The organism is Caballeronia sp. dw_19 (genome assembly GCF_018449515.1).
Taxonomy (GTDB): domain Bacteria; phylum Pseudomonadota; class Gammaproteobacteria; order Burkholderiales; family Burkholderiaceae; genus Caballeronia.
This window is the reverse complement of the sequence record NZ_JAAVUQ010000025.1, coordinates 102,931-114,344: the sequence shown is the minus strand read 5'-3', so window position 1 is coordinate 114,344 and position 11,414 is coordinate 102,931. Positions and strand designations below refer to the sequence as shown.

The window sequence follows — 11,414 nt, the reverse complement described above, 5'->3', positions numbered from 1 at the left end:
GTGATTTTCCATTAGTACACGCGCGCATGAAACGATCGTGCGCGCGTTTTTTTTGAGGCCGTAAACGTCGTGTCCCTGCGCGACGAACGTCTCTCCACGAACAGGAAACGCCAGAATCTGTTACCACCGGTTCGCGAACCGGTGCATCTTGACGCTTGCCAAGGCGCCATCCGGATAGAACGGCTCGCTTTCCATCCGTTCCCAAGCAGCCTTGAGGTCGCTGAAATCGGCAACAATCAGTGAATCTGCAAAGCTACCGTCTTCATGAACTCCCGAAAGAAGGACTAGGCAAGTTTTGGCGACACTTGTAGCGGTTGTATTTTACATAAGGTTATGACCGATTTTTTGGGATTGTAGCGGCTATCACCCGCTTCGCATTTCTACGACAATCCGTCGCGATCCAAGCCGCTTCTGTTACGCCTGCTCACCGCGCTCGGAAAACCGGCGAACATTTGCTTAAAACGATAGCAATAAAGACTCATGCCCGCGGTCGCTCTCGGGGATGGGATTTGGTTCGGGGGTGATTTGTTGGCACGGGATGCATTGCTTGTGTCCTTTGCAACTAAAAGCCACTAACGCAACTGATAATTTTTCATCTCAACTGCAGTGGGTTTTTGTTGCTTCTTGGTCTATGTGCGTAAGGATTAATCTGGTGGCGCTGGTTTGCCTAAATTCCCAGCATCTGCGCCATTGCACGTACTGCATTGGACGTGGAATTCAGTAGGCCCGATGCTTTCATCAGGTCTTGTCGCATGGCCGCGTTGCCGTCGTGAAAAAACCGGTTCGGACCGGTCACGACGATAGCGCCCAGCGCGCGGCCGGACGGCGCGGTCAGCGCCGTTCCCACTGCGCTGATACCGGCGACGTTCTCGTTGTCGTTAGTCGCCCAGCCCCGGCCCCGTACCAAGTCCAGCTCCGCAAAAAGCGTGGTCCGGTCCGTGACGGTGCGTTCCGTGCGCGCTGCGTAGGGCTCCGGTCCGATCAGCGCGTCGCGTTGCTCGGGTGTGCGATGACTCAGCAGAATCTTTCCTGAAACCGACGCATGCAGCGGCGCGGTAACCGTTGTGTCGAAATACGGCGCGACGCTGTAGTTGCCCGCGACGCATTCCAGCGTCGCCCGCAAATTGCCAAAGAACACGATCAACAGCACGGACGGACCATGGCGCTCCTGCAAGTCACGCATGAGTGGCGTCGTATCCCGGCGCAAGCGACTCAGCGGATGCTCAAGTGGCAGCGGACACGCCGCGCGGGGTGTCGGGCAATACAGCGCACCTTCCCGGTAGACATAACCGGCGAGATCGAGCGACTGAAGCAGCCGGTGACAAGTGCTCGCGGGCAAGGCCACGCTGTCCGCAATCTCCTGAAGGCTCAGCGGCCGGGCCGCCTCGTGCAGCCGCGAAAGGATGTTCAACCCGCGGGCAAGCGCGCCGCTGTCGGTATCGCGTCGCTCGGTGACGCTTTCGTCTCGGATAACGTCCGCCATGTCTAGCAAACTCCGGTTGAGCAAGGGATAAGCCGGCAGTCTTGCGGGTACGCGTCAAAGCCGATTGAGCAGAATTGCATATATGAATTGCTTGGTTGGTGAGTTGGGGAAAGCCCCATAGAATTCAAAAAACGGAAAAATCATTCCGAAATATTGTACAGCCTGATGTTCTTTCCGGCAGCGTACAACGCCTGCTAATTGGCTGAAACAGTGCATACGCGGCCCCACGGGGTGATGAGCGCCATGTGAATAGGGCAGCGGACGAGTGATGTCTATTAAGTATGCCTAAACAGATAGAAACGGAATATCGAATGTCTACACGAAGAGACTTTCTGATCAAGGCCGGCATGATAACCGGCGGGAGTTTGCTCGGCCAGGGCGCCTGGAGCGCATCGAGCGCATCCAGCGCCGCAACCGGCACGACGCTCGTCGCGAATACGCTGCCGGAGCCGGCCGGTCTTGCAGCGGGATCGACGCCTGCCAATCCGACGAACGTGGTGTCCAGCAATCTGTTCGACGGCCTGATCACTTACGACGAAGCGTTTCGCCCCGTGCCGCAACTCGCCACGTCGTGGACCGAATCGGCGGATCGCCGCACGATCACGTTCACGTTACGCAACGACGTGAAATGGCACGACGGCGTGCCGTTCACATCGGCGGACGTGCAGTACTCGATCATGGAAGTCTCCAAGAAGGTCCATCCGATCGCACGGCCCACCTTCGCGCAGATCGTCGCGGTTGATACGCCCGATCCGCATACTGTCGTGTTCCGCCTTGCGCAGCCGTCGCCGGTCATCTGGTCGTATCTCGATACATCTTCCGCGTTCATTTTCCCCAAGCATCTCTACGCCGGAACCGATCCGCTGACCAATCCGTATAACGCCAAGCCGGTTGGCACGGGCGCATTCGTGTTCAAGGAATGGAACCGCGGCAACTATATTCGCCTCGCGAAGAATCCGGATTACTGGGACAAAGGCAAGCCGCATGTCGATGAACTGATTTTTCGCATCATCCCCGATGCGAGTGCGCGCAGCATCGCGTTGCAGAACGGCAATGTGCAATACGCACCGCTCACGCCCGTGTCGCTCGTCGAAGCGCGGCGGCTTGAGCAGAATCCGGATCTGGTTATCGATACGAAAGGCTGGCGCTCGAACGCTCCCATGTTCTTCATGGACTTCAATCTGCGCCAGAAGCGGTTCCGGGATGTCCGCGTGCGTCAGGCAATCGCGCATGCGATCAACCTGAAGCAACTGACGAAGACGGTGTTCTACGACTTCGCGACGCCCGCCACGGGACCGGTTCCCAGTTATCAGTCGCGTTTTTACACGGCCGACACGCCGCAATATCCGTACGATCCAAAGAAGGCAGAGGCACTGCTCGATGCCGCCGGATTCCCGCGTGGCGCGGACGGCGTGCGCATGCGCTTCAATCACCTGAACCATACCTACGGTGAGGATTTTCAGCGCGCGGGCCAGTTCATTCAGCAGCAGTTGAAGCGCATCGGCGTGGAAGTCACGCTGGAAAACTACGACCTGCCGACCTATCTGCGCAAAATCTACACCGACCACGACTTCGACACGATGAACGTGTTCTACGCTGCCTTCGCCGATCCGCAGATTGGCGTGATCCGCCGTTTCTGGTCGAAAAACATCATCAGCGGCGCGCCGTGGAGCAACGGCTCGGGCTATACGTCGCCGGAAATGGATGCGGTTGTCGAAACGATCCAGACCGCGCAGGACCCCGAGCAGCGCACGCAGGCGATCCATCAGTTGCAGGTGCTCGCGCAGCGCGATTTGCCATCGATCTCGCTGGCCGAACTGAAGTTCTTCCGGATCTATTCGCGCACACTTCAGAACGTCAACACGACGCCGATCGGCGTCTACGCGTCGCTTGACAGCGTCAATCTCGGTGCGCCTGCCCGTGGCTGATCTGCACGTTCGCGCAACACGGGTGCGCCGCTCGCTGCCGTATCCGGTGCGCAGGCTGCTTCAGGCCGTGCCGCTCGTCGCGGTCATCGCCGTGATGAATTTCTTCTGGCTGCGGCTCGCACCCGGTGATCTCGCCGATGTCATGGCGGGCGAGGCGGGCGCGGCCACGCCCGAATATCTTGCCGCGCTACGTCACCAGTTCGGCACCGACCAGCCGCTCGGGCTGCAGTTTTTGGCGTACCTCGAGCGCATCGTCCATCTCGATCTGGGCTGGTCCTTCCGATACAACGAGTCCGTGCTGCAACTGATCATCGGCCGATTGCCCGCGACCGCGCTGCTGATGATTAGCGCGCTCGTGATCGCGCTCGTGCTCGGTTGCGTGGCTGGAACGATTGCGGCGGTATCGCGACACAGGTGGGTCGACGTTGCCGTGTCCATCCTCGCCACGCTCGGCTTCGCGACGCCGCTCTTCTGGCTCGGACTGATGCTGATGGTGTTGTTCTCCGCGCATCTGCACTGGCTGCCGGCAGGGGGCATCCTCACGCCCGGTGTTGCCGCGAGCGGCTGGGCGATGCTGCGCGATCTTGTGGCGCACATGGTGCTGCCGGTGTTCTGTCTCGCGGCGTATTACCTTGCGATCTATGCACGGCTCATGCGTGCCTCCGTGCTGGAAGTGAGCGGCCTCGATTTCGTGCGCACGGCGCGCGCGAAAGGTCTGTCGCGCGTCGCGACCATTCGTGCGCACGTCGTGCCGAACGCACTGCTGCCAATTGTCACGATGACCGCGCTGCAGTTCGGCGCGCTCTTCAGCGGATCGGTCGCGATCGAAACGGTGTTCAGCTGGCCCGGCCTCGGGCAACTCGCGCTCGACGCCGTCGCCTCACGCGACCTGAACCTGCTGCTCGGCATTTTGTTCTTCAGTTCGGTGCTCGTGCTCGTCGTCAACCTGATCGTCGATCTTGCCTATGGCTGGTTCGACCCGCGTATCGAGGTGGAGCGATGAGCGATCTCGTGCTCGCCACCACGCGCTGGCCGCAGCGACTCTGGCGGCGCGTGACGCATGCGCCCAGCCTGAGCGTCGGCACGCTGATGCTGCTGGCGGTGCTGGTGCTCGCGCTCGGCGCGCCTTGGCTGACCCATAACGATCCGCTCGACATGGTCGGGACGCCTTTCGTGTGGCCGGGTTCCGACCCGGCGTTTCCGCTCGGCACCGACATGATGGGACGCGACATGTTCAGCGGTATTGCCTATGGCGCGCGGGTGTCGCTCGAAATCGGTATGGCGGCGGGCTTGCTTGCCACGCTTGCAGGTCTCGTGATCGGCGCGGTGGCAGGCTTCTACGGCGGTCTCGTCGACAACCTGCTGATGCGGCTCACCGAGCTCTTCCAGACCATGCCCGCGCTCCTCTTCACCATCGTGCTGGTCGTCGTGTTGCATCCGAGCGTGCCGACCATCGTGTTCGGTGTTGCACTGACGAACTGGCCGCAGGTCGCGCGGCTCGTGCGCGCCGAAGCGCTGCGGGTCAGCCGTATGGAATTCATCGAGGCGGCCGTCGTGATCGGCATGACGAAACGGCGCATCGTGTTCATGCATGTGCTGCCGAACGTGGCGACCGCCGCCATCGTGATGCTGTCGATTCTCGCGGGCAATGCGATTCTGACCGAAGCCGTGCTGTCGTTTCTCGGTCTGGGCGACCCGAACGTGATTACCTGGGGCAGCATGATCGGCTCGGGCCGAGAGGCGCTGCAAACGGCGTGGTACATGACCGCGTTGCCGGGCGGCGCGGTGCTGCTCACGGTCCTCGCGCTGAACCTCGTTGGCAATGGGCTTAACGATCTGGCGAATCCGCATCGCAGGAGGACGCGATGAACATCGCGCCTCTGCTCGTCGTGGAAGACTTGAACATTGCGTTTGATACCGGGCGTGGCCTCAAGCCGGCGTCTGCGGTGAGCGGGTTGTCGCTTAGCATTCGCCCGGGCGAGACGCTCGCGCTGGTGGGCGAATCAGGCTGCGGAAAATCCACGACCGCGTTAGCGCTGATGGGCCTGCTCGATAGCGAGCGCACACGCGTGAGCGCAACGCGTTTGCAGTTTGCGGGCACTGACTTGCTCGATCTCCCGGAACCGTCGTGGCGTCAACTGCGGGGTGGCCGGATCGGCATGATCTTTCAGGACCCGATGGCTTCACTCAACCCGGTCCGCACGGTCGGCCAGCAGATCGGCGAGGCGCTGAAACTGCATCAGGGTCTGGCACGGCGCGCCGCGCTCAGCGAGACGCTGGCGCTGCTACGTCAGGTGGGCATTCCGGAACCGGCGCGGCGTGTGGATGACTATCCGCATCGGCTCTCGGGCGGCATGCGTCAGCGCGTGCTGATTGCGATGGCCCTCGCGGGGCGTCCCCAACTGCTTATCGCCGATGAACCCACCACTGCACTCGACGTGACGATTCAGGCACAGATTCTTGCGCTGCTCGCGACACTTCAGCAACAGACCGGCATGGCGCTGCTGCTGATCACGCATGACCTGGGGATCGTGGGGCAGATCGCGCATCGTGTGGCGGTCATGTACGCCGGACGCAAGATCGAGGAGCAGCCTGTCGCGCAATTGTTCGATGACCCTCGCCATCCCTATACGCAACGCCTGCTCGCCGCTCGTCCTCGGCGCGATAGCGCGCGCACTCGGCTCGCCGAGATAGCAGGCGTGGTGCCTGCGCCCGGCACGGTCGCAAATGGCTGCGCGTTTGCGCCGCGCTGTGAGCTTGCACAGGCGGCATGCCGCGAAGCGGTGCCCGCGTGGCGTCGGCTCGGCGACGGCGGCGTGAGCTGCATCGTCAACGCAAACCCCGCTGGCGTGGCGCCGGACAGAATCCGCCTTGCGGAAGTGGTGGCGGAAGGTGCGGCGGAAGGGAAGAGCGATGCTGCTTGACATCGAGAATTTAAGCGTTTGCTATCGGACCCCGCGCGGCGTGCTGAACGCCGTCGATGACCTGTCGCTTGGCGTGGCGCGGGGCGAAACGCTGGGACTCGTGGGTGAATCGGGTTGCGGAAAAAGCTCGCTCGGGCGTGCGATCGTGGGACTGGTCGATCTGGCCGGCGGCACCGTGCGGCTCGACGGCAAGGACATCAACGGACTCACGCACCGGCAATCGCTGACATGGCGACGACGCATGCAGATGGTCTTCCAGGACCCGCTGAGCGCGCTCGATCCACGCAAGACCGTGCGCAGGACACTGACCATTCCGCTCGACGTTCATCGTATCGGTACCTCGGCGGAACGGCGCGAGCGCGTCGATGCGCTCTTGCATCGGGTCGGTCTTGCGCCGGCGCTTGCCGGCCGGCTGCCGCACGAGCTATCGGGCGGCCAGCGGCAGCGCGTCAATATCGCCCGTGCGCTGAGTCTCGATCCCGACGTGCTGATTTGCGACGAACCCGTGTCTGCGCTGGATGTCTCGCTGCAGGCACAGGTGCTCAATTTGCTTGCCGACCTGCAGCGCGAGCGTGCGATCACAGGGCTCTTTATCAGTCACGATCTCGCGGCCGTGAGCTATGTGGCCGATCGCATTGCGGTGATGTATCTCGGCCAGATCGTCGAAATCCTTTCACGCGATGAACTCTGGCATCACGCAGCGCATCCCTATACGCAACTGCTGATCGAATCGATTCCGGGGCGGGGCGCGCGTCTGCCCATGCCTTCTTCGGCGGAACTGCCGAATCCTTATGCGCCGCCTCGCGGCTGCCGCTTCGAGCAGCGTTGCCCGCGAGCGATGCCGGTGTGCCGGGAGACGCCGCCTGCGCTGAGCGAACTAGGCGGTGGGCATGTCGTCGCGTGTCATCTGTACGACGACATCGCGCTGCCGCCGTCGTCTGCCGGCAAAACGTGGCCGATCCATGAAGTTACCGAAACCACCGCCTCCAGGAGTATCTGAGTTGATCACCCGTCGTCAGTTTTTTCAGATGGCCGCAGCAGCAGCGGTTGGCCCCGTCGTGCCGGGCGTGGCATTCGCGAGCGAGGCCACGCCGAATGCCGCGCAGAGCGACGTGCTGCAGGCCGTGATCGTGCCGGAACCGGCGGGCTGGGTGGCCGGGCTGAACATCTCGAATCCGGCGGTGATCGTGTCCGTCAATCTGTTCGATGGCCTCGTCACCTACGACGACGCTTTCCGCCCCGTGCCGCAACTCGCGCAATCCTGGGACGAATCGGCGGATCGCAAGACGATCACATTTCATCTTCGTCACGACGTCAAATGGCACGACGGCAAGCCATTCACATCGGCCGATGTTCAGTACTCGCTGATGGAAGTCACGAAGCATTTTCATCCGCGCGGCAATGCGACGTTCGCGACACTCGACGCCGTCGATACCCCGGACGACCACACGGCTGTGTTCCGGTTTTCGTCGCCCGTGCCAGCCGTGTGGTCGGCGCTCGGTGGTTACGAGACGCAGATCCTGCCCAAGCATCTCTATGCCGGAAGCCAGCCGCTCACGAATCCGCTCAACGCGCATCCTGTAGGCAATGGGCCGTACGTTTTCAAGGACTGGGTGCGCGGCAACTACGTGGTGCTGGAGCGCAATCCGGACTACTGGGACAAGGCGAACCAGCCCCATTTTGCGCGCATCGTGTTCCGGATCATTCCGGATCAGGGCGCTCGGCTGACCGCGCTCCAGTCCGGCGAATTGCGTTATGCGCCGACCGACGCCGTTGCGTTGCCCGATCTCGTCCGGCTGCGCAGCGACTCGCGTTTTGTCGTGTCGAGTCATGTGTTCGATGGCATCGCGCCCATCTCGTTCCTCGATTTCAATCTGCGCCGCAAGCCCTTTCAGGATCTTCGCGTTCGTCAGGCCATCGCGCATGCGATCAACCGCGACGCCCTGGCGAAAATCGTGTGGTACGGACTCGCTAAAACGGCGCAGGGTCCGATCCCGAGTTACCAGACGCGCTTTTTCAAGCCGGGCCTGCCGCAGTACGACTACGATCCGGCCCGAGCCGAAGCGCTGCTCGACGCCGCGGGTTTGCGCCGGGGCGCGGACGGCGTGCGGCTGCGCATCAACAATCTGCCGCTGCCGTTCGGCAACCAGTACGTCCTGACCGCGCAATTTATCCAGGCGCAGCTACGCCATATCGGCGTGGAAATGTCGCTCGTGCCAACCGATGTGCCGACGTTCAACCGCCGCGTCTACGCGGACTATGACTTCGATACGACCATCAACTGGTACTCAGCCTTCGCCGATCCGCAGCTTGGCGTGACGCGCCGTTACTGGACCAAGGCCATCAAGCCGGGTTCGACATCGAGCAATGCGACGGGCTATTCCACGCCCGAGATGGACCGTGCAATCGAAGGGCTGGTGTCGGTCAGCGACCCAGTGGCGCGCAAGCCTTTCATTGACCAGTTGCAGCAGATTGCGCAGGAACAGGTGCCTTCCGTCAACCTGCTCGAACTGCATTTCTACGCGATCCATGCGACGAGCATTGGCGGCTTCAGCAATTCGCCGATGGGCGCCTATTCGTCACTCGCGTCCGTGCGCGAAGCCTGACGCCCACTACCCATTCACGCTTCACCTTTCTATCCGGTGCGTTATGTCGATTCCGTCTCCCGCCAGTTTCCCTGATAGCCCGCTTTCTCGTGCGCTCGCCCAGCCGCTGATGCTTGGTCTCTTCTTGCCGATCCAGAGCGGCGGCTGGTCCATGTCGACCCTGCCGCGCACGACCGACTGGACCTTCGAGTACAACGCGCGCCTCACGCGCCATGCCGAGGCGCTCGGCTTCGACCTGGTCTTCGGTCTCGCGCAATGGCTGGGCAAAGACGGTCATGGCGGCGACATGCGTTACCGCCGCGAATCGCTCGACTCGTTCATGACGCTCGCGTCACTCGCGTCGATCACCGAGCGCATCCTGCTGATATCGACGCTGCACATTCTCTATGGCAACTGGCATCCGCTGCATCTCGCGAAATTCGGCGCGACGCTCGACCATATCTCCGGCGGCCGCTGGGGCCTGAACATGGTCACGGGGCATTCGATCGATGAAGCCGAGATGTTTGGCCGCGACGGTCACTTCGAGCACGACACGCGCTACGAAATGGCCGCCGAGTTCGTGGACCTGATGCAGCAACTCTGGTCGCTCGATGACAACCTGACCTTCGACGGCAAGTGGTATCGCACGCGCAATGCGTTCGTTTCGCCGAAGCCGCGCTTTGGGCGCCCGGTGCTCGTGAACGCGACGAGTTCTGCTGCCGGGATCGACTACGCCGCGAAGCATTCGGACCTGATCTTTATTACGAGTTCCGCCGGCGCGCAGATCGACGCGGCGCTGGATGTGCTGCCCGCACACACCGCGCAGGTTCAGGCGGCGGCGCGCGCGAATGGCCGCGAGGTCCGCACGCTCATCAATCCGACGATCGTCTGCCGTCCGACCGAGCGCGAGGCGCACGCTTATCTCGACGCGATCGCGTCGCACGCGGATTTCGGGGCGGTCGATGGTTTCACGGGTCGCCGCAGCGACGCGAAAGCCTGGAAAAACCATCAACGCGAGCAGCGCGTGTTGGGGGGCAACATTCAGATCATCGGCTCGCCGGAACACGTGGTGGACGACCTGCTGCGGTTGAAGGCGGCGGGTATTGACGGCGTCCAGCTGACTTTCTTCGATTTCGAGCCAGATCTCAAATATTTCGGCGAGGCTGTCCTGCCGCTGATGGAACAGGCCGGACTCAGAGTGCGCGTGCAATCGGCCGCGTGAACGCCACATCATTTTTTAAGGAATCCTAGAGATGGGAACGACCGATTCGACATTGACGGCCGCATTACGTGACAGCGCCGTGCAACCTGGCTCACCCGAACTGCGTGAACTAGTGGCGGCCATCGCGGCAGGCGCCGAAGCTCGCGAGCGTGGCGAGGCCGACGCGAGCGAGCCCATTGCACTCGTGCGCGCGGCGCGTCTGGGCGTGTTCCGCTTGCCCAAAGAGGAGGGCGGGGCAGGCGCCACGCTGCCGCAGTTGTACGAGCTGGTGCTGGATCTGGCCGAGGCCGATTCGAACATTCCGCACATCCTGCGCAATCACTTCGCGTTTATCGAAAAGGCGTTGCGCGCGCGCCATCTACCGCAATACCAGCGATGGAACCATCTCGTGCAGGACGGCGGTCTCTTCGGTCTCGGCGCGAGCGAACTCGGTACGCAGCATATTGGCGACGGCGACGGCAACACGCGGCTCGAGCCTGCGGAAAGCGGTTATCGGCTGACGGGGACGAAGTACTACAGCACGGGGAATCTTTACTTCGATCACATCATTGTGAATGCCAAGACGCCGGACGGGCAGTTCGTCGGCGCGCGCGTGTCGGTCAGGCAGCCGGGCGTCGATGTGCGGGATGACTGGGATGGCATTGGCCAGCGCAACACGGCGAGCGGCACGACGGTGTTCACCAACGTCGAAGTCGCAGCGGTTGACGTGCTCGTTCTCGCAGACGATACGAAGATCGCGCATCAGGCCACGTTCGCACAGCTTTATCTCACGACGATCGTCGCGGGCATCCTGCGCCGCATTGCGAAGGACGCCGTGACGCTCGTGCAGAAGCGCGAACGCAACTACTACCACGCGGTGGCCGCGCGTCCCGCCGACGACCCTCTATTGCAGGAAGCTGTTGGCGAGTTGCAAAGCGCGGCGTTCGTGGCCGAGGCTGCGGTGCTGAACGCAGCAAGCGTGCTTGGCGCGGCGTTCGACAGCGTGCTGGCGGGCAAGCCCGACGAAGCGTTGTTCGTTGAAGCCGCGCTGCGCAGTGCGAAGGCCAAGGTCGTGATCGATCAACTGGCGCTCCAGTCGGCAACCCGGCTATTCGATGTCGGCGGTGCGTCCGCCGCGCGCCAGGCGGCGCAACTTGATCGCCACTGGCGCAACATCCGCACGATCGCCTCGCACAACCCCGGTCTCTACAAGGCGCGCGCCATTGGCAACCATGCGGTCAACGGCGTGCCTTTGCCTTCCGCAGCGTTCTTCTGAGCCGCCATTTCCCTATC

The 11,414-nt window shown here is 62.3% G+C and carries 9 protein-coding genes; 8 read left to right on the top strand and 1 reads right to left on the bottom strand.

All coding sequences use genetic code 11. From position 1 onward, the window contains the following. Positions 1 to 667: 667 nt before the first annotated feature. Positions 668 to 1,483 (bottom strand): IclR family transcriptional regulator, encoded by an 816-nt coding sequence (locus tag HB376_RS27755; protein WP_213766925.1) that lies wholly within the window; start codon positions 1,481 to 1,483, stop codon positions 668 to 670. A 311-nt stretch (positions 1,484 to 1,794) separates the two neighbouring features. Here HB376_RS27755 and HB376_RS27750 point away from each other — a divergent pair, with 311 nt between their 5' ends. Genes HB376_RS27750 through HB376_RS27715 form a run of 8 tightly spaced genes read left to right on the top strand, consistent with a single transcriptional unit; the run spans position 1,795 to position 11,397 of the window. Then, positions 1,795 to 3,411, top strand: a complete 1,617-nt coding sequence (locus HB376_RS27750) for an ABC transporter substrate-binding protein (RefSeq protein WP_213766924.1) — start codon at positions 1,795 to 1,797, stop codon at positions 3,409 to 3,411. Then, a complete protein-coding gene (locus tag HB376_RS27745; protein WP_213766923.1) occupies positions 3,404 to 4,414 on the top strand; it encodes an ABC transporter permease subunit in 1,011 nt (336 codons plus the stop codon). The genes HB376_RS27750 and HB376_RS27745 overlap by 8 nt, the downstream gene beginning before the upstream one ends. Beyond that, positions 4,411 to 5,280 (top strand): ABC transporter permease, encoded by an 870-nt coding sequence (locus tag HB376_RS27740; protein WP_213766922.1) that lies wholly within the window; start codon positions 4,411 to 4,413, stop codon positions 5,278 to 5,280. Before HB376_RS27745 ends, HB376_RS27740 begins: the two co-directional genes overlap by 4 nt. Next, complete coding sequence (locus HB376_RS27735; RefSeq protein ID WP_213766921.1) at positions 5,277 to 6,335, top strand: ABC transporter ATP-binding protein; 1,059 nt, start codon at positions 5,277 to 5,279, stop codon at positions 6,333 to 6,335. Before HB376_RS27740 ends, HB376_RS27735 begins: the two co-directional genes overlap by 4 nt. Then, a complete protein-coding gene (locus HB376_RS27730; protein ID WP_213766920.1) occupies positions 6,325 to 7,335 on the top strand; it encodes an ABC transporter ATP-binding protein in 1,011 nt (336 codons plus the stop codon). The genes HB376_RS27735 and HB376_RS27730 overlap by 11 nt, the downstream gene beginning before the upstream one ends. 1 nt (position 7,336) lies before the next feature. Next, positions 7,337 to 8,941 (top strand): ABC transporter substrate-binding protein, encoded by a 1,605-nt coding sequence (locus HB376_RS27725; protein ID WP_213766919.1) that lies wholly within the window; start codon positions 7,337 to 7,339, stop codon positions 8,939 to 8,941. Positions 8,942 to 8,984: 43 nt separating this feature from the next. After that, positions 8,985 to 10,142 carry an LLM class flavin-dependent oxidoreductase gene (locus HB376_RS27720; RefSeq protein ID WP_213766918.1) on the top strand — a complete coding sequence of 386 codons (1,158 nt, stop codon included), beginning with the start codon at positions 8,985 to 8,987 and terminating at the stop codon, positions 10,140 to 10,142. A 31-nt stretch (positions 10,143 to 10,173) separates the two neighbouring features. Next, positions 10,174 to 11,397, top strand: coding sequence for an acyl-CoA dehydrogenase (locus tag HB376_RS27715; protein ID WP_213766917.1), 1,224 nt, complete (start codon positions 10,174 to 10,176; stop codon positions 11,395 to 11,397). Positions 11,398 to 11,414: the final 17 nt, after the last annotated feature.

What these genes read in the sequence shown, in the direction of transcription:
- HB376_RS27755 (WP_213766925.1), bottom strand. Translation starts at nt 1,483, where the DNA reads ATGGCGGACGTTATCCGAGACGAAAGCGTCACCGAGCGACGCGATACC.
- HB376_RS27750 (WP_213766924.1), top strand. Translation starts at nt 1,795, where the DNA reads ATGTCTACACGAAGAGACTTTCTGATCAAGGCCGGCATGATAACCGGC.
- HB376_RS27740 (WP_213766922.1), top strand. Translation starts at nt 4,411, where the DNA reads ATGAGCGATCTCGTGCTCGCCACCACGCGCTGGCCGCAGCGACTCTGG.
- HB376_RS27735 (WP_213766921.1), top strand. Translation starts at nt 5,277, where the DNA reads ATGAACATCGCGCCTCTGCTCGTCGTGGAAGACTTGAACATTGCGTTT.
- HB376_RS27730 (WP_213766920.1), top strand. Translation starts at nt 6,325, where the DNA reads ATGCTGCTTGACATCGAGAATTTAAGCGTTTGCTATCGGACCCCGCGC.
- HB376_RS27720 (WP_213766918.1), top strand. Translation starts at nt 8,985, where the DNA reads ATGTCGATTCCGTCTCCCGCCAGTTTCCCTGATAGCCCGCTTTCTCGT.
- HB376_RS27715 (WP_213766917.1), top strand. Translation starts at nt 10,174, where the DNA reads ATGGGAACGACCGATTCGACATTGACGGCCGCATTACGTGACAGCGCC.